The 17,011-nt window shown below is 72.4% G+C and carries 16 protein-coding genes and 1 pseudogene; 11 read left to right on the top strand and 6 right to left on the bottom strand.

Going from position 1 to position 17,011, the window contains the following annotated elements; genetic code table 11:
- Nucleotides 1-108: 108 nt before the first annotated feature.
- The 3 genes from BI06_RS10235 to BI06_RS10225 all read left to right on the top strand — a co-directional run bounded on the left by BI06_RS10235 (nucleotide 109) and on the right by BI06_RS10225 (nucleotide 1,313).
- A complete protein-coding gene (locus BI06_RS10235; protein ID WP_051740616.1) occupies nucleotides 109-498 on the top strand; it encodes a multidrug efflux SMR transporter in 390 nt (129 codons plus the stop codon).
- A gap of 50 nt (nucleotides 499-548) precedes the next feature.
- On the top strand, nucleotides 549-869 hold the full coding sequence (locus BI06_RS10230) for a multidrug efflux SMR transporter (RefSeq protein WP_030392274.1): 321 nt from the start codon (nucleotides 549-551) through the stop codon (nucleotides 867-869).
- A gap of 105 nt (nucleotides 870-974) precedes the next feature.
- Nucleotides 975-1,313: a DUF6087 family protein gene (locus BI06_RS10225; RefSeq protein WP_043467118.1), complete on the top strand. Its 339-nt coding sequence runs from the start codon at nucleotides 975-977 to the stop codon at nucleotides 1,311-1,313.
- Nucleotides 1,314-1,344: 31 nt separating this feature from the next.
- Here BI06_RS10225 and BI06_RS10220 read toward each other — a convergent pair whose 3' ends face one another.
- A complete protein-coding gene (locus tag BI06_RS10220) occupies nucleotides 1,345-2,286 on the bottom strand; it encodes a trans-aconitate 2-methyltransferase (protein WP_043467116.1) in 942 nt (313 codons plus the stop codon).
- A 29-nt stretch (nucleotides 2,287-2,315) separates the two neighbouring features.
- Nucleotides 2,316-3,329, bottom strand: a complete 1,014-nt coding sequence (locus tag BI06_RS10215) for an NAD(P)/FAD-dependent oxidoreductase (protein WP_043467642.1) — start codon at nucleotides 3,327-3,329, stop codon at nucleotides 2,316-2,318.
- Nucleotides 3,330-3,537: 208 nt separating this feature from the next.
- Between BI06_RS10215 and BI06_RS10210 the strand changes: the two genes are divergently transcribed.
- Entirely contained in the window at nucleotides 3,538-4,596 is a 1,059-nt protein-coding gene (locus tag BI06_RS10210; RefSeq protein ID WP_043467113.1) for an aldo/keto reductase, read from the top strand.
- A 34-nt stretch (nucleotides 4,597-4,630) separates the two neighbouring features.
- Here BI06_RS10210 and BI06_RS10205 read toward each other — a convergent pair whose 3' ends face one another.
- Nucleotides 4,631-5,554 (bottom strand): NAD(P)-dependent oxidoreductase, encoded by a 924-nt coding sequence (locus BI06_RS10205; protein WP_043467110.1) that lies wholly within the window; start codon nucleotides 5,552-5,554, stop codon nucleotides 4,631-4,633.
- Between the two features lie 157 nt (nucleotides 5,555-5,711).
- Here BI06_RS10205 and BI06_RS53335 point away from each other — a divergent pair.
- Nucleotides 5,712-5,921, top strand: a pseudogene (locus BI06_RS53335) (winged helix-turn-helix transcriptional regulator); the annotation flags it as partial.
- A gap of 140 nt (nucleotides 5,922-6,061) precedes the next feature.
- Here BI06_RS53335 and BI06_RS53330 read toward each other — a convergent pair.
- Nucleotides 6,062-6,484 carry a DUF350 domain-containing protein gene (locus BI06_RS53330; protein ID WP_030392281.1) on the bottom strand — a complete coding sequence of 141 codons (423 nt, stop codon included), beginning with the start codon at nucleotides 6,482-6,484 and terminating at the stop codon, nucleotides 6,062-6,064.
- 176 nt (nucleotides 6,485-6,660) lie between these two features.
- Between BI06_RS53330 and BI06_RS10190 the strand changes: the two genes are divergently transcribed.
- From BI06_RS10190 to BI06_RS10175, 4 genes are all read left to right on the top strand, one after another.
- A complete protein-coding gene (locus BI06_RS10190; protein ID WP_369826081.1) occupies nucleotides 6,661-7,041 on the top strand; it encodes a hypothetical protein in 381 nt (126 codons plus the stop codon).
- A 6-nt stretch (nucleotides 7,042-7,047) separates the two neighbouring features.
- Nucleotides 7,048-8,277 (top strand): glutathionylspermidine synthase family protein, encoded by a 1,230-nt coding sequence (locus BI06_RS10185; protein WP_043467107.1) that lies wholly within the window; start codon nucleotides 7,048-7,050, stop codon nucleotides 8,275-8,277.
- A 51-nt stretch (nucleotides 8,278-8,328) separates the two neighbouring features.
- A complete protein-coding gene (locus BI06_RS10180) occupies nucleotides 8,329-10,143 on the top strand; it encodes an NHL domain-containing thioredoxin family protein (protein WP_043467104.1) in 1,815 nt (604 codons plus the stop codon).
- Between the two features lie 315 nt (nucleotides 10,144-10,458).
- On the top strand, nucleotides 10,459-11,637 hold the full coding sequence (locus BI06_RS10175; RefSeq protein ID WP_107113307.1) for an IS30 family transposase: 1,179 nt from the start codon (nucleotides 10,459-10,461) through the stop codon (nucleotides 11,635-11,637).
- Between the two features lie 74 nt (nucleotides 11,638-11,711).
- Here BI06_RS10175 and BI06_RS10170 read toward each other — a convergent pair whose 3' ends face one another.
- Complete coding sequence (locus BI06_RS10170) at nucleotides 11,712-13,025, bottom strand: M18 family aminopeptidase (RefSeq protein ID WP_030392285.1); 1,314 nt, start codon at nucleotides 13,023-13,025, stop codon at nucleotides 11,712-11,714.
- Between the two features lie 304 nt (nucleotides 13,026-13,329).
- Entirely contained in the window at nucleotides 13,330-15,159 is a 1,830-nt protein-coding gene (locus BI06_RS10165) for an acyl-CoA dehydrogenase (RefSeq protein WP_030392286.1), read from the bottom strand.
- Between the two features lie 227 nt (nucleotides 15,160-15,386).
- On the opposite strand from BI06_RS10165, the gene BI06_RS10160 reads away from it, so the two are divergent.
- Nucleotides 15,387-15,893: an SseB family protein gene (locus BI06_RS10160; protein ID WP_030392287.1), complete on the top strand. Its 507-nt coding sequence runs from the start codon at nucleotides 15,387-15,389 to the stop codon at nucleotides 15,891-15,893.
- 141 nt (nucleotides 15,894-16,034) lie between these two features.
- Nucleotides 16,035-16,994, top strand: coding sequence for a pirin family protein (locus BI06_RS10155; protein ID WP_030392288.1), 960 nt, complete (start codon nucleotides 16,035-16,037; stop codon nucleotides 16,992-16,994).
- Nucleotides 16,995-17,011 lie beyond the last annotated feature (17 nt).

Below are 17,011 nucleotides of genomic sequence, written 5' to 3'. Positions count from 1 at the left end.
TCCCTTGCCGGGCTGGGTGGTTGACACAAGCTTACTTGTACATGCATGCTCTTGCCCAGCAGAAAGTGCTTGCACATACATGCAACAACTACTCGGGGGGCTCGTCCCATGGCCTGGATCCACCTGCTCGTCGCCGCCGTCTTCGAGGTCGTCTTCGCCCTCGCCACCAACGCCACCCACGGCTTCACCGAACTGGGCCCGTCCCTGCTGACGGCCGCCGCGGCCGCCGGCGGGATCTTCTTCCTCAGCCTCGCGCTGCGCACCCTCGACGTCGGCGTCGGCTACACCGTGTGGACCGGCATCGGCTCGGTCGGCACCGTCGTCCTCGGCACGCTGATCTTCGACGAGGAGATGAACGCCGGGAAGGCCCTCGCCTTCGTCCTCATCATCGGCGGGGTGCTCGGCCTCAAGCTCGCCGACCGGCTGAGCAGCCGCGGCGCCTCCGCAACGGCCACCGCACCCGCACCCGTGACCGCGTCCGCGTCCGCGTCCGCCTGAATCGCCCTCGACCCTCCGCACCGGCATCCCCACCAAGGAGTTGAACCGTCATGGCCTGGGCCTACCTGGCAGTCGCCGTCGTCTTCGAGATCGTCTTCGCACTCGGCACCAACGCCACCAAGGGCTTCACCCGCCTCTGGCCCTCCGTACTCACCCTGACCGCCGCCGCGGGCGGCATCTACACCCTGAGCCTCGCCCTGCGCACCCTGGACGTGGGCGTCGGCTACACGATCTGGACGGGGCTCGGCTCGATCGGCACGGTGGTGTTCGGCGCGCTGATCTTCAAGGAGCGGATCACCCTGCCCAAGCTGGTCTCCTTCGCCGCGATCATCGCCGGCGCGGTCACCCTGAAGCTCTCCTCCGGACTCTGATTCCCCTCCACCGGAGGCGTTTTCACCCGATCGTGGAATCGCCCGGCCGGGGACGGATCCGCAAGACTGGCCGTCCCCGACCGACACCCGAGGGAGGCGCGGACGATGGACGCCGAGGAGGGGTCACCGGCCGAGCAGCCGCTGGCCGAGTGGTACGCCGAGCGGGCGCGCCGCCGCCGGGCGCCGGGGACCAGGGACGCGATCACCCTCACCCCCGGCCCCCGGCGCGCGGCGCACCTCTTCCAGGACGTGCCGCGCCTCGTGGTCGAGTGGGACGGCCACGCCTGGCAGCCGGTCGCGGTGGCCGAGAACTACGCCGAGGCCTACCCGTTGATCGTCCGCCCCGGGGCGGACGCCGTACCGGGACCGGTGTTCCCGCAGGCGGACACTCCGGTGCCGCTGCTGCGGAAGGGCACCGGACGGCACCGCAAGCCCGACCGGTGAGGCACCGCCCGAAGATCCCGCCGAGGAATCGCTAGCGGTCGGCGGCCGCCCGGGCGGTGTGGACGGTGATCGCGGTCAGGTAGAAGGCGTCCGGCCGGGCCAGGATGCCGGTGGGCGCCTCCCGGTCCAGCAGGGCGTCCAGGACCGCCCGGTCCTCCGCGTCCAGCTGGGTGTCCAACTGCTCGCGCCGGCGGGAGAGCTGGACGTGCAGGAACTCGCGGGCCGCGGTGTCCAGCGGGGCCGGACGGTCGACCAGGAAGGTCCGGGTGCCGCTCGGCACGAGTCCGGCCTCGGCCAGCATGGCCGGCCAGTCCTCCACCACCGCGACCGCGCCGGGCGTGGCCTCGCGCATCTGCGCGAACACCTCCTCGTGCGCCGCGTCCAGCCGGGCCTGGAGACCGGGACGGCCGAGGCCGAGGTCGCGCGGGAGGTACCGGGCGGGCAGGCCGCGCTCGGCGACGGCCAGCAGGCCGCCGGGGCGCAGCGTCCCGGCCAGGGCGGTCAACGCGGCCTGCTGGTCGCCGAGATGGTGGATCGCGTTGCCGGACCAGATCAGTTCGGCGCTGCCCAGGGTGCCGAAGTCCTCGGGAAGTTCGGCCTGCCGGGTGCCGACGCGACCGACCGAACGGACCCGGGCCCGCTCCAGCAGGGCGGCCGACTGGTCGACCGCCACCACCTCGGCGGACGGGAAGGCGTCAGCGAGCAGTCCGGCGATCACCCCGGGTCCGCTGCCGACGTCGAGCACCCGCTGGACGGGGGTGCCGTCGAGCAGTCCGCGCAGCCAGTGCGCGGCCTCGGTGACGGCCGGGGACTGGAGGTCGGCCTCGCGCTCCAGGTGGACGGCGAGGGCGTCCCAGTCGAAGTCGCCGTCGTGGCCGTGGTCGTGGTCGTGCTGGTGACCGTGGTCGTGGCCGTGCTGCTGGGTGTTCTGGTGCCCGTGCTGGTGGCCGTGCTGGTGGGTGTGCCCGGTCATCGGGTACTCCGTTCCTTCGAGGTGGGTGGTCACCGCGCCGGTGCGGCGACGGCGGCGGTGCTGCTGGTGCTGTCGGCGGTGACAGCGGCGAGCGCGCGCTCGGTGTCCTCGTCGACCAGGTCGTGGTTGAGCGCGATGGCGGCCGCGGACCCCGCCCCGGCGGCGGTGATCACCTGGGCGCGCGGGTCGGCGAGGTTGCCCACCGCCCACACCCCGGGTACGCCGGTGCGGCCCGTCCGGTCGGTGACGACCCAGCCCTGCGCGTCCCGGTCGCAGTCCAGGCCGAACAGCGGGGCGTCCCGGGCCACCAGGTGCGGAGCGAGGAACAGCGCCTCGCACGGAACGGCCGAGCCGTCCGCCAGTTCGACGCCGTTCAGCCGGTCGTCGACGACGGCCACCCGCGCGACCTCGCCCCCGACCACCCGGACGCCCCGGGCGCCGAGCCTGGCCCGGTCGTCCGCGGAGATGTCCAGGGTGTGCGCGAGCAGGACCACGTCCGCCGACCACTGCCGCAGCAGCAGCGCCTGCCCGACCGAGCCCGGGTCGGTGCCGAGCACGCCGAGCGGCCGGTCGCGCACCTCGTAGCCGTGGCAGTAGGGGCAGTGCAGCACGTCGCGGCCCCAGCGTTCGGCCAGGCCCGGCAGCTCGGGGAGCCCGTCGCGCAGACCGGTGGCGACCACCACCCGACGAGCCCGCAGAGCTCGGCCGTCGGCCGGGTGGACGTCGAAGGCGGGGCCACCGGCGTTCGGCACCGGCACGATCCGGTCCACCAGGCCGTCGAGCAGATCCACTCCGTAGCCCCTCAGCTCGGCCCGGCCCGCCGCCAGCAGCTCCCCCGGCGGCACGCCGTCGCGGGTGAGGAAGCCCCGCAGGTGCGCGGCCGGGGCGTTGCGCGGCTGCCCCGCGTCCACCACGGCCACCCGGCGGCAGGCCCGGGCCAGGACCAGGGCCGCGCTCAGCCCGGCGGCGCCACCGCCGACCACCACCACGTCGTAGCCGCCCTCGGCGGCCCGGACGCGCACGTCGCTGTGTGTGTCGCTCATCGCGATCACCTCCACCGCCAGGCTGCGCCGACCACCGCCCGGGAGGCAACTTTCGTTGCTGTTTCAGCAACACCCCTCGCCCTGCGGAGTGAAGTGCCCCTTGCGTTCGAGCGCACTCCAACTCCTAAGGTCGGCACGGCCGACTCGGCACGTCGGACCTCGGCGCGGACCCCCCGCGCCCGCGACGGCTGCACCAGGAGGAACCACCATGCGCTACCGCGTCCTCGGCGGCACCGGCATCGAGGTCAGTACCTACTGCCTCGGCACCATGATGTTCGGCGCCATCGGCAACCCCGACCACGACGACTGCGCCCGGATCGTGCACGCCGCGCTCGACGCCGGCATCAACTTCGTCGACACCGCCGACATGTACTCGAAGGGCGAGTCCGAGGAGATCGTCGGCAAGGCCCTGGAGGCCCGCGGCGACCGCGACGACGTCGTGCTCGCCACCAAGGTGCACTTCCCGATGGGCGAGGGCCGCAACCGGAGCGGCAACTCCCGCCGGTGGATCGTCCGCGAGGTCGAGGAGAGCCTGCGGCGGCTGCGCACCGACCGGATCGACCTCTACCAGGTGCACCGGCCCGACCCCGGCACGGACATCGAGGAGACCCTCGCCGTGCTCGGCGACCTGGTGCGGGCCGGCAAGATCCTCGCCTTCGGCTGCTCGACCTTCCCCGCCGAGGAGCTCGTCGAGGCCCACCACGTCGCGGAGCGGCGCGGTCTGCCGCGATTCCGGACCGAGCAGCCGCCGTACTCGCTGCTCGCGCGCGGCATCGAGCGGGACGTCCTGCCGACCGTGCGGCGGCTCGGCATGGGCGCGCTGACCTGGTCGCCGCTCGCCTCCGGCTTCCTCACCGGCCGCTACCGCAAGAACCGGCCGATCGACATAAGCACCGGTCGCGCCGCCCTGATGCCGGCCAGGTTCGACCCGGCGCTGCCGGTGAACCAGGCCAAGCTGGACGCCGTCGAGGAGCTGACCGCCGTCGCCGAGGGCCTCGGCCGCACCCTGCCCGAACTCGCCCTGGCCTTCCCGCTCGCGCACCCGGCGGTGACCTCGGTGATCATCGGCCCGCGCACCCTGCCCCAGTTGGAGGCGGCCCTCAAGGGCGCCGACCTCGTCCTCGACGACGCGGCCCTGGACCGGATCGACGCGATCGTCCCGCCCGGCACCAACGTCTACCACCCGGACGGGGTCTGGCAGCCCCGCGCGCTCACCGAACCGGCCCTCCGCCGGCGGCCGGAGGCCGACCGCCGGGCGGCCGACTGAGCACCGGAGGGAGCGTCCGGGGGCCAGCCCCCGGTCACCCGCGCAGCAGGTCGACCACTCCGGTGAGGTCCTCGGCGCCGTGGCGGGCGTCGGCCGCCAGGCGGCGCTTCATCAGGTCGAAATAGGGCGTGAGTAGTTCGGCGCTCACGCCCTGCTCCTCGGCGGTGCGCAGGAAGGTCGGCACGCCCGCGACCTGCATGGCCAGATCGGAGACGACCCCTTCGGTGTAGTCCCCCGCCGCCAGCTGCCGCGCCGTGGTGGCGACCGAGCCGGTCATCGCGGTGAGCCAGGAGGAGAGCAGCGGCGCGAACGCGACCGGGTCGACCGACTCCTCCCGTACCAGCGCGAAGGCGTGCGCGACTCCCGCGAACATCCCGTACATCGCGCTCAGCAGGGCCACGTCGTGCAGCGCGGCGAAGCCGGCGTCCTCGCCGACATAGCGGGTGCCGGCCGGGACGGCGAGAACCTCCCGGTGCTCCTCGAACAGCTCCCGCGAGCCGCTGTAGAACACGTACGGACCGGCCTGCGGGACGCCGATCATCGGCGGGACGGCCATGATGCCGCCGTCCAGGTAGCGGGCACCGCGGTCGGCCGCCCAGGCGGCCCGGGCGCGGGCCGTGCCGGGGGTGCCGGTCACCAGGTCGACGATGTCCTTGCCGGTCAGGTCGACGCCGGCCAGGGCCTCCCCGACCGACTCGTCGTCCAGCAAGCAGACCACCACCAGCCGGTTGGCGGCGACCGCCGCGGCCGGGGTGGCGGCGGTGATGGCGCCCTTCGCGGCGAATGGTTCGGCGCGGGCGGCGGTGCGGTTCCAGATCGTGAGCGGGTGCCCGGCGGACAGCCAGGCGTCGGCCAGCGCGGCGCCCATCGCGCCGAGGCCGAGCAGGGTGAGCGGGGCGGGAGCAGTGGTTGCGGAAGGGGTGGATCCGGGACGGGTTGCGGTGTCGTTCGTCGTCATGCCGACCAGGCTCGTCGCACACCCCGGAGGTGCTCAAGTACGCACTTGGGAGTGGGTGGTTACCCTGAGGTGAGCGAGCAGGTCGGCGGAGGGGCGGGGGCAGGACGTGGCGACCAGACCGAGGCCCGGCGCGTACGTGTGCGGGATCGATGCCGCGATGGACGTGATCGGCGGCAAGTGGAAGGTGCTGATCCTCTGGGCCCTGGGCGAGCGGCCGAGCCTGCGCTTCGGCGAGCTGCGCCGGCACGTCCCCGGGATCACCGAGAAGGTGCTCGCCGCCCATCTGCGCGAGCTGGAGGCGGACGGCATCGTGCACCGCGTCTCCTACGACGAGGTGCCGCCGCGGGTCGAGTACTCCCTCACGGCGGCCGGGCGGCGGCTCAACGAGGCGCTGGCCCCGCTGGGCGCCTGGGGCCGGGAGTACGTGCTGGACGGCGCCGCGGAGGCATCCAGCTCCGCGGAAGGCGCCGCGGAAGGCGCTGCGGACCCGTCCGCCCCCGCGGAAGCTCAGGCGATCGAGGCCGACACGATCGCCGCCACCGCGAGGTTGCAGCTGGCGGTCACCCAGACTGCCGGGTGCGGCTCCGGGTCGACCAGGATCGCGCCCAGCTTGCCCGGCGTCAGCACGTCCACCACCCAGAACGCGACGGCCATCAGCACCAGGCCGAGCACCCCGAAGCAGCCCGTGGAGACCAGGCCCTTCCCGAAGTCCTCGTAGGTGTAGAGGATCGCGGTGAAGACGATGCCGCCGATGCCCAGCAGCGCCGAGCTGAGCAGCACGGCGGCGTTGCGGTTGCGCTCCACCCAGATCTGGTGGCCCAGCCGCCCCGGCGTGAGGGCGTCCACCAGCAGGATGCCGAGCAGCAGCAGGACGACGCCGACGCCGCCGAAGGCCGCCGCCGCGCCGAGTCCGTGCAGGATGTCGTTCATGGGTTGTCCAGCCCCCCGGGTCCGTGTCTCAGGTCGCTCCTCGTGGACCGGGCCGCCCGCGTGGGGGCCGGTCCCGCGGTCAAGGATCGGCAAAAGATAACGCATCGGGGCCGGACCGGGCCGGGGAACCGGGGTCCCTCCCGTACCGTCGCGGCCCACGCGTACCATCGGTCGCCATGACGCAGCCGCCCGACAGCCCCGCCCCGAGACCGGACACCGCAGGCTCCGCCGGGCCCGGCACCCCGGCCGGCCCCGGCACCCGCCGCCGCTCCGGCTTCGTCGCCCTGGGCATGGTCGGCACCCTCGCGCTCGCGCTCTCCGGCTGCTCGTCCTCCTCCGGCGGCAACCCGCCGAGCCGCTGCGTCGACCCGACCACCCTCAAGGTCCTCGACAGCCACTCCTGCTCCGGCGGCAAGGCCGCCGGAGCCACCGCCGGCCGCTGGTACTACTGCGGTTCCGGTGCCACCAATGCCGTCGGCGGCACCTTCGACAAGGCCGCCACCAAGCGCGGCGGCTTCGGCTGCCCGGCCGGCTCCAGCGGCTCCGGCGGGGGCTGATCCGCCGTGCGCCGCCGTACCGTCGACCCCCGCCCGGACTGGCTGACCACCGTCGAGGGCCAGGGCCTGATCTACGCGATGTGCTCGGACCCCTGCAACCAGGGCGGCCCGCACGCCTACTGGGACGAGTCCGCGTACTACGAGTTCTCGCTGCCCGAGGTGGAGGCGCTGGAGGAGGTGGTCGAGGAGCTGCACACGATGTCGCTGGCCGCCGCCGCCCACGTGGTGCGCACCGGCCGGTTCGCCGAGTACGGCATCACCGACCCCCGGCTCGCCGCCGCCGTCACCGAGTCCTGGCACCGCCGCGACGAGCAGCCCTCCCTCTACGGGCGGTTCGACCTCGCGTACGACGGCACCGGCCCGGCGAAGCTGTTCGAGTACAACGCCGACACCCCGACCTCGCTGATCGAGGCGGCCGGCCCGCAGTGGTTCTGGATGGAGGAGCGGTTCCCGCACGCCGACCAGTGGAACTCGCTGCACGAGCGGCTGGTGGCCGCCTGGGCCCGGCAGAAGCACCTGCTGCCGTCCGGTCCGGTGCACTTCGCGCACTCGCGCGGCGACACCGAGGGCGAGGACTGGATGACCACCCTCTACCTCCAGGAGTGCGCCGAGCAGGCGGGCCTCGAAACGGTCGGCATCGCCATCGAGGACATCGGCTGGGACGGCCTGTCCGGCCGCTTCGTCGACCTGGAGCACCGCTTCGTCCGCTCCGCGTTCAAGCTCTACCCGTGGGAGTGGCTGGTCTCCGACGAGTTCGGCGAGCAGCTGCTGGACGTCGTCGACCTCGGCGGCTCCACCGGCTCCACGCTGTGGATCGAGCCGGCCTGGAAGATGCTGCTCTCCAACAAGGCGCTGCTGGCCGTCCTCTGGGAGCTGTACCCGGGGCACCCCAACCTGCTGCCCGCCTACCTGGACGGCCCCCGCGAGCTCGCGGACCCGGACGGCCCCGGCTACGCCGCCAAGCCGCTGCTCGGCCGGGAGGGCGCGGGCGTGCGGATCGTCGAACCGGGCGGCCGGGAGACCCGGCTCGCCGACTGGGCCGGCGACCCGGACCGCTACGGCGCCGAGGGCCACTGCTACCAGCAGCTGCACCCGCTGCCCGACTTCGACGGCAACCGCCCGGTGCTCGGCACCTGGGTCGTCGACGGCGAGGCCGCCGGCCTCGGCATCCGCGAGACCGACGACAGCCCGATCACCCACCAGGGCGCCCGCTTCCTCCCGCACCTCATCGTCTGAATCCTCGGACGCACCGGAATGCGGACGGCGGCGGTGCTGTTTGATTGGCTCATGGCATCCCGTGCACGTGTACGCGCCCCCGAGCTGGTCGGGGCAGGCGGTTGGCTCAACACCGGTGGCAAGGAGCTCACGCTCGCCGACTTCCGGGGCAAGATCACCGTCCTGGACTTCTGGACCTTCTGCTGCATCAACTGTCTGCACGTCCTCGACGAGTTGCGGGAGCTGGAGGAGAAGCACCGCGACACCGTGGTGATCGTCGGCGTGCACTCCCCCAAGTTCGTGCACGAGGCCGACCACCAGGCCGTGGTGGACGCGGTCGAGCGGTACGAGGTGCACCACCCGGTGCTGGACGACCCGGAGCTGGTCACCTGGAAGCAGTACGCGGTGCGGGCCTGGCCGACGCTGGTGGTGATCGACCCCGAGGGGTACGTGGTCGCCCAGCACGCCGGCGAGGGACACGCGCACGCGATCGCCCGGCTGGTCGAGGAGCTGGAGACGGAGCACGCGGCGAAGGGGACGCTGCGGCGCGGCGACGGCCCGTACGTGGCGCCCGAGCCGACCGCCGGGGACCTCAAGTTCCCGGGCAAGGCGCTCCGGCTGCCGAACGGCAACTTCCTGGTGGCCGACTCCGGGCACCACTCGCTGGTCGAGCTGGAGGCGGACGGCGAGACCGTGGTCCGCCGGATCGGCGACGGTGTGCGCGGCCTGGTGGACGGCACCGCCCCACGGTTCAGCGAGCCGCAGGGGCTCGCGCTGCTCCCGGCCGGCTCCGCGTACGACGTGATCGTCGCCGACACCGTCAACCACGCGCTGCGCGGCGTCCGGCTCGCCGACGGCGAGGTGACCACCCTGGCCGGCACCGGCCGGCAGTGGTGGCAGGGCTCGGCGACCGAGGGCGCGGCCCGCGAGGTCGACCTCTCCTCGCCGTGGGACGTCGCCTGGTTCGACGGCCGGGTCTGGATCGCGATGGCCGGCGTGCACCAGCTGTGGGCGTACGACCCGGCCGCCGGCACGGTCGGCGTCGCGGCCGGCACCACCAACGAGGGCCTGGTCGACGGCCCCGCCGCCGAGGCCTGGTTCGCCCAGCCCTCCGGCCTGGCGGTGTCGGCGGACGGCGAGCGGCTCTGGGTCGCGGACTCCGAGACCTCCTCGCTGCGCTGGGTTTCACGTGAAACCAAGGAGGTGCACAGCGCCGTCGGCACCGGCCTGTTCGACTTCGGGCACCGGGACGGCGCGGCCGAGCAGGCGCTGCTCCAGCACCCGCTGGGCGTCACCGTGCTGCCGGACGGCTCGGTGGCCGTCAGCGACACCTACAACCACGCGCTGCGCCGCTACGACCCGGCGAGCGGCGAGGTCAGCACGCTGGCCACCGATCTGCGCGAGCCCTCCGGCGGGGTGCTGGTGGACCAGGACATCGTGGTGGTCGAGTCCGCCCGGCACCGGCTGACCAGGCTGCGGCTGCCCGAGGAGGCGGTCCGGGTGGAGGCGGTGGCGCACCGCACCCGGCGGGCCGCGACCGAGGTGGCGCCCGGCGTCCTCCAGCTGGACGTGGTGTTCCGGGCGCCGACCGGCCAGAAGCTGGACGAGCGCTACGGCCCGTCCACCCGGCTGCTGGTCAGCGCCACCCCGCCCGAGCTGCTGGTCTCCGGGGCGGGCGCGGACTCCGCGCTCTCCCGTGAGCTGGTGCTCTCCGCCGAGGTGACCGAGGGCGTGCTGCACGTCTCGGCGATGGCCGCCTCCTGCGACGACGATCCCGCGATCGAGTACCCGGCCTGCCACGTCCACCAGCAGGACTGGGGCGTGCCGGTACGGCTCACCGCCGACGGCGCGCGCCGGCTGCCGCTGGTGCTGGCGGGCATGGAGTGACGCACACCTAGGGCCCGCGCCACGACCCGCGCGGACGCGGAAGGGCCCGGCGAGCACGGGCGGGTTCTAGCGATCCCCGCAACACCCTGACCCCAGGGAGTTGCGGGGATCGTGGATTTTGAGGACTTGAAGGCGAGGTTCTTCGAAGCGCTGGACCGGGAGGACGGCAGTGTCACGGGGGCGGCCCGGGCGGTCGGGGCGAACCGTCACACGGCGGCCGGGTGGGCACGCAAGGCCGGTGTCCGTGGCCGTGGGAAGCCGGGAAGGAACAGGCACTCGGGCCGGGCGGAGTACGAGCGGCTTCGCGCGGCCGGGGTGCGACGGCAGGACGCCGCCGCGCGGGTCGGGGTCCACAAGCGCACCGCCCAGGACTGGGACCACGGGATCCGCAAGAGCGGCAACGCGCGCCTCCACCCCGATGGACACAAGATCGACTACACAACGGGCATGACCAGCACCGTTCCCCGCACGCCGGCGCCCTCGACAGCGGCGGTCGAGGCCAGGCTGCACCCACGGTTCCTGACGGTGACCGAACGGGAGCTGATAGCCGACATGCGCCGCGAGGGCCGGTCGCTGCGGGCAATCGGGCGGGCCCTGGGCCGGCCGGCCTCCACCGTCAAGCGCGAGATCGACACCCGTGCGGTCGACGGCGTCTACCGGCCGCACCGGGCCCAGCGGGCATGGGCGGCAAGCCGATCACGCCCCAAGGAGTCCAAGCTCGCCCGGCCGGGCGCACTGCGCGAGTTCGTCGCGGACGGGCTGCGGGAGCGGTGGTCGCCCGAGCAGATCTGTCACGCTCTGGTCAGCGAGTTCCCCGACGACGAGAGCATGCGGGTGAGTCCGGAGACGATCTACCAGGCGGTCTACGTCCAGGCCCGCGGCGGGCTGCGACGCGAGGTCGCGCTCGCACTGCGCACCGGGCGCACTCGCCGCAAGCCGCACCGCAGCCCCGAGCAGCGCACCCGCCGGTTCGTCGACGAGATGGTGATGATCTCCGAGCGGCCCGCCGAGGTCGAGGACCGGGCGGTGCCCGGCCATTGGGAGGGGGACTTGATCGTCGGCCCCCGCAGTGAGAGCGCGATCGTGACCCTGGTCGAGCGCTCCACCCGCTACGTCATGCTCGGGCACCTGCCCGGCGGGCACACCGCAGCGGAGGTCCGCGACGTGCTGGTGCCCTTGATCCAGAGCCTGCCCGAGCACCTGCGCGGCTCGCTGACTTGGGACCAGGGCTGCGAGATGGCCGCGCACAAGCAGTTCACCGTCGCCACGGGAGTGCCGGTCTACTTCTGCGATCCGCACTCGCCCTGGCAGCGCGGATCGAACGAGAACACGAACGGTCTGCTGCGGCAGTACTTCCCCAAGAGCACCGACCTGTCCGTGCACAGTCCCGAAGACCTCGAACACGTCGCCCAGCAACTCAACCGCCGGCCACGCAAAACGCTCGGCTGGAAGACCCCAGCCGAGCGCCTGCGTGATCTACTGACAGCCGCATAGGCCATCAGGTGTTGCGAGGACCCCTAGAAACCGCCACGTGCTCGCCGGGCCCTTCCGTGTGCCGGGGGAGGGACTCAGCCCTCCAGGAACGCCTTGATCGCGCTCGCCAGCAGGTACGGGTCCTCCGCGCCGCACAGCTCGCGCGCCGAGTGCATGGACAGCGCGGCGATGCCGCAGTCCACGGTCTGGATGCCGAGGCGGGCCGCGGTGATCGGGCCGATCGTCGTCCCGCAGGGCATGGCGTTGTTGGAGACGAAGGTCTGCCACGGCACGCCGGCCTTCTCGCAGGCCGCGGTGAACACCGCCCGGCCGACGCCGTCGGTGGCGTACCGGTTGTTGACGTTGACCTTGAGGATCGGACCGCCGTTCGGCATCGGGTGGTGGCCCGGCTCGTGCCGCTCGCTGTAGTTCGGGTGGACGGCGTGGCCCATGTCGGAGGACAGGCAGACGGTGCCGGCCAGCGCCCGGGCCCGGTCCTCCAGGCCGCCGCCGCGCGCGTACACGCTGCGCTCCAGGACGTTGCCGAGCAGCGGGCTCTGCGCGCCGGTGTCCGACTCGCTGCCGGTCTCCTCGTGGTCGAAGGCGGCCAGCACCGGGATGTACGGCAGGGCCGCGCCCTCGGTCTCGGCCGCGGTGGCCACGGCGGCGAGCGCGGCGGTGGCGGCGTGCACGGAGAGCAGGTTGTCCAGGCGCGGACCGGCCAGCAGCTCGCGGTCCCGGCCCAGGTACGAGGCGGGCTGGACGTCGTGGGTCATGAGGTCCCAGCCGCTCACCTCGGCCGGGTCGACCCCGGCGCGCTCGGCGACGTACTCGATCAGCGCGCCCTCGTCGACCGGCCCGAGGCCCCAGATGGGCGTCAGGTGGCGCTGCTTGTCGAGCTTCATGCCCTCGTTGACCTGGCGGTCCAGGTGGATCGCCAGCTGCGGCACGCGCAGCAGCGGCTCGTCCAGCTGGACCAGCCGCCGGCTGCCGTCGCGCAGGGTGATCCGCCCGGAGAGGCCGAGGTCCCGGTCGAGCCAGGTGTTGAGCGGGACACCGCCGTAGATCTCCACCGCGACCTGCCGCCAGCCGGCCGTCCCGGTGTCGGGGATCGGCTTGACCCTCAGGTTGGGCGAGTCGGTATGGGTGCCCACCACGCGGAACGGTGTCTCCGGGCCCGCGCCGGCCGGCACGTACCAGGCGATCAGCGCGCCGCCACGGACGACGTACCGGCCGCCGGCCACACCGTCCCAGGCGTCCGTTTCCAGTACCTGCCGGAAACCGGCTTTCTCCAGCCGCTCGGCGGCGCTCGCGACCGCGTGGTAGGGCGATGGCGAGGTGCCGAGGAAGGCGATCAGGTCATCGGTGTGCGTCCGGTCGAAGAAGGCCTGGCGGGCGGCGGTCGACATGCTGCTCCTGGGTCGAGGGAGGGCCGAGGCCGAATGGGAATCGGCTTCGCACCTTGAGCATATGCCCGTACACGGACATGACACTCGGAGCATCCCAACGGATGCAGAACGCAGACAGAAACGTGAACTGACGGGATCTGACGGCCCGCCGGGCCCTTCTCGGGCGCCGGCCGGGCCCCTCGGAGCGCCCTGCCGGACCACCCCCGGGACCGCCGGAGGACCCGGTCGCGGGTACACCGAAGGGCCCGGTCGAGGACCGGGCCCTTCGGTGCGAGGGTGGGTCAGGCAGTCGGTGCGGGCGGCGTCAGAACGCCCCCTCCGCCAGGTCCATGATCTCGTTGTCGATGCCCTCGGCGATCAGGCGCTGCGAGGCGACCGTCGGCAGGATGTTCTTGGCGAAGAAGCGGGCGGCCGCGACCTTGCCCTGGTAGAACGGCACGTCCTTCTCGGAGGCGCCGGACTCCAGCTTGGCCAGGGCCACCGCGGCCTGGCGCAGCAGCAGCCAGCCGACCACGACGTCGCCGGAGATCATCAGCAGGCGGGTGGTGTTGAGGCCCACCTTGTACATGTTCTTGACGTCCTGCTCGACCGAGGAGAGGTCGGCGAGCAGCTTGCCGACGACGGCCTCCAGGTCGCCGGCGGCCTTGGCGAGCAGCTCGCGCTCGGCGGCCAGGGCGTCGCCGCCCTCGGCGGAGCCGAGGAACTTCTGGATCTGCTCGGACAGTGCGGTGAGCGCCTGGCCGCCGTCCTTGACGATCTTGCGGAAGAAGAAGTCCTGGCCCTGGATGGCCGTGGTGCCCTCGTAGAGGGTGTCGATCTTGGCGTCCCGGATGTACTGCTCGATCGGGTACTCCTGCAGGTAGCCGGAGCCACCGAAGGTCTGCAGGGACTGGGCGAGCTGCTCGTAGGACTTCTCCGAGCCGTAGCCCTTGACGATCGGCAGGAGCAGGTCGTTGAGGCGTTCGGCGGCGGCGTCGTGCTCGCCGCGCAGCTTGGCGGCCATCATGTCGTCCTGGACGGACGCGGTGTAGAGCACCAGGGCGCGCATGCCCTCGGCGTACGCCTTCTGGGTCAGCAGCGAGCGGCGGACGTCCGGGTGGTGGGTGATGGTGACGCGCGGGGCGGTCTTGTCCAGGAACTGCGAGATGTCGGCGCCCTGCACGCGCTCCTTGGCGTACTCCAGCGCGTTCAGGTAGCCGGTGGAGAGGGTGGCGATGGCCTTCGTGCCGACCATCATCCGGGCGAACTCGATGATCTTGAACATCTGGCGGATGCCGTCGACCTTCTCGCCCAGCAGCCAGCCCTTGGCCGGGTGCTTGGCGCCGAAGGTCATCTCGCAGGTGTTCGAGGCCTTGAGGCCCATCTTGTGCTCGACGTTGGTGGCGTAGGCGCCGTTGCGCTCGCCCAGCTCGCCGGTCTCCCAGTCGAAGTCGAACTTGGGGACGATGAACAGGCCCAGGCCCTTGGTGCCCGGCTTGCCGCCCTCGGGGCGGGCCAGCACCAGGTGGATGATGTTCTCGGACATGTCGTGCTCGCCCGAGGTGATGAAGCGCTTCACACCCTCGATGTGCCAGGAGCCGTCCTCCTGCTTGATCGCCTTGGTGCGGCCGGCGCCCACGTCCGAGCCGGCGTCCGGCTCGGTCAGGACCATGGTGGAGCCCCACAGGCGGTCGGTCATCCGCTGGGCGACCTTGAGCTGCTCCTCGGTGCCCTCCTCGGCGACGACGCCGGCGAAGGCCGGGCCGGAGGAGTACATCCAGACGGCCGGGTTGGAGCCGAGGATCTGCTCCGCGAAGGCCCAGATCAGCGAGCTCGGGGTGACCTGGCCGCCGATCGACTCCGGGATGCCCAGGCGCCACCACTCGGCGTCCATGTACGCCTGGTAGCTCTTCCTGAACGCGGCCGGGACGGGCGCGGTGTTGGTCTCGGGGTCGAACACCGGCGGGTTGCGGTCGGTGTCGATGAAGGACGCGGCGAGGTCGTTCTCGGCCAGGCGCGCGATCTCGCTCAGGATGTTCTTCGCGGTCTCGACGTCCATGTCCGCGAACGGTCCGGTGCCGTACACCTGCTCGCGGCCGAACACCTCGAAGAGGTTGAACTCCACGTCCCGCAGGTTGGACTTGTAGTGACCCATGGCCGTTTTCTCCGGTTCGTCGCTTCCGGGAGACCGCCGCGTTCGGGCGCCCCGTACCCACCAGTAGGCCTCATGATGCTACCCAGCGGTAACTTGTTTCAAGCCCCAGCCGGTGAATCCCTCGTGGATTCCGCTATGAACGTGGTCACGTCCCACAAGCCGGGACGGCCACTCCTTGTCAGGATCGACGCCCGCACGGGTGGCCGCGCTCCCGATAGCCTGTCCGTGTGTACGGCTATGACCAGAACGCATACCCGGGCGACCCCTACCAGCAGGCGGGGCCGCAGCCGGGCATGAACGGCATGCCCGGCCCCGGCCCCGGCCCGTACGGCGAGCAGCCACCGGGGGCGCAGCAGTCCCTCTACCCGGAGCCCTCGCCGCCGTCCCTGGCGGACGCCGTCCGGGCCTTCACCACCGGCTCGATGGCGGTGGAGGACTTCCAGGCCATCTTCATCACTTCCAAGGTGCACTGCCCGCGCGGTGACCGGCCGGGCTTCCTGGCGCTGCACAACACGCCGACGCCGGTGATCCCGATGTTCAGCTCGCTCAAGGAGCTGCGGCGGTACGCGGGCAAGGAGTCCAAGTACTTCACCGTGAGCGGCGCCGAGGTCCTCGACCTGCTGCCGACCGGCTACGGCTTCGCGCTGGACATGGAGGGCGAGCACCGGATGGTGTTCGACGCCAAGGCGGTCGAGCAGATGGTCGACTTCACGATGCGCCGGATGTACGGCTGACCGACGATGGGCCGGGGGCCGCCCGGCCCCGTCGTCCGGCCACCCGTACTCACTTGGTTCAAAATTCAACTTGCTTCTAGTTGAGGATTGAACTAATCTCGTGGACGTAGGCCAGAGGAACATCCCCCGAAGGAGGCCGACATGCCCGCCGTGACCGTCGACAACCCGCTGACCCTCCCGCGCGTCACCACCCCGGACCCCGCCGTCACGAGCGCCCGGCCGGTCCTCACGGTGGCCACCGCTCCCGAGGGCTTCGAGGGCGAGGGCTTCCCGGTCCGCCGCGCCTTCGCCAAGATCAACACCAAGTACCTCGACCCGTTCATCATGATGGACCAGATGGGCGAGGTGGACTACGCGGCCGGCGAGCCCAAGGGGACCCCCTGGCACCCGCACCGCGGCTTCGAGACGGTCACCTACATCATCGACGGGACCTTCATCCACCGGGACTCGCACGGCGGCGGCGGCACCATCACCGACGGCGACACCCAGTGGATGACGGCCGGCTCCGGCCTGCTGCACATCGAGACCCCGCCCGAGTCGCTGGTGCGCTCCGGCGGCCTGTTCCACGGCCTCCAGCTGTGGGTGAACCTGCCCGCCGCGGACAAGATGATCGCCCCCAAGTACCAGGACATCCGCGGCGGCAGCGTCAAGCTCCTCAGCACCGAGGACGGCGGCGCCCTGCTCCGCGTCATCGCCGGCGACCTGGACGGCCACCAGGGCCCCGGCAGCACCCACACCCCGATCACCATGATCCACGCCTCGATCAGCCCCGGCGCCCAGCTCACCCTGCCCTGGCGCCCCGACTTCAACGCCCTCGCCTACGGCCTGGCCGGCAGCGGCACGGCCGGCACCGAGCACCGCCCCTTCCACCGGGGCCAGGCCGTGGTCTTCGGCGACGGCGGCTCGATCACCCTGCGCGCCGACGGCAAGCAGGACTCCCGCGACAGCAACTTCGAGGTCGTCCTCCTCGGCGGCCTCCCCATCCGGGAGCCCGTCGCCCACTACGGCCCGTTCGTCATGAACAGCCACCGCGAGCTCCAGCAGGCCATGGAGGACTTCCAGGCCGGCCGCCTGGGAACCATCCCCGCCGACGGCCACTGAGCACGCGTACAAGGGGA

Source organism: Kitasatospora sp. MBT66, from assembly GCF_000710405.2.
GTDB lineage: Bacteria > Actinomycetota > Actinomycetes > Streptomycetales > Streptomycetaceae > Kitasatospora > Kitasatospora purpeofusca.
This window is presented reverse-complemented; position numbering and strand designations above follow the sequence as displayed.

Coding starts and splice junctions, on each gene's coding strand:
- BI06_RS10190 (WP_369826081.1), top strand. CDS start 6,661: ATGACGCAGCCGCCCGACAGCCCCGCCCCGAGACCGGACACCGCAGGC.
- BI06_RS10180 (WP_043467104.1), top strand. CDS start 8,329: ATGGCATCCCGTGCACGTGTACGCGCCCCCGAGCTGGTCGGGGCAGGC.
- BI06_RS10220 (WP_043467116.1), bottom strand. CDS start 2,286: ATGACCGGGCACACCCACCAGCACGGCCACCAGCACGGGCACCAGAAC.
- BI06_RS10165 (WP_030392286.1), bottom strand. CDS start 15,159: ATGGGTCACTACAAGTCCAACCTGCGGGACGTGGAGTTCAACCTCTTC.
- BI06_RS53330 (WP_030392281.1), bottom strand. CDS start 6,484: ATGAACGACATCCTGCACGGACTCGGCGCGGCGGCGGCCTTCGGCGGC.
- BI06_RS10215 (WP_043467642.1), bottom strand. CDS start 3,329: ATGAGCGACACACACAGCGACGTGCGCGTCCGGGCCGCCGAGGGCGGC.
- BI06_RS10155 (WP_030392288.1), top strand. CDS start 16,035: ATGCCCGCCGTGACCGTCGACAACCCGCTGACCCTCCCGCGCGTCACC.
- BI06_RS10235 (WP_051740616.1), top strand. CDS start 109: ATGGCCTGGATCCACCTGCTCGTCGCCGCCGTCTTCGAGGTCGTCTTC.
- BI06_RS10210 (WP_043467113.1), top strand. CDS start 3,538: ATGCGCTACCGCGTCCTCGGCGGCACCGGCATCGAGGTCAGTACCTAC.
- BI06_RS10230 (WP_030392274.1), top strand. CDS start 549: ATGGCCTGGGCCTACCTGGCAGTCGCCGTCGTCTTCGAGATCGTCTTC.
- BI06_RS10170 (WP_030392285.1), bottom strand. CDS start 13,025: ATGTCGACCGCCGCCCGCCAGGCCTTCTTCGACCGGACGCACACCGAT.
- BI06_RS10225 (WP_043467118.1), top strand. CDS start 975: ATGGACGCCGAGGAGGGGTCACCGGCCGAGCAGCCGCTGGCCGAGTGG.
- BI06_RS10205 (WP_043467110.1), bottom strand. CDS start 5,554: ATGACGACGAACGACACCGCAACCCGTCCCGGATCCACCCCTTCCGCA.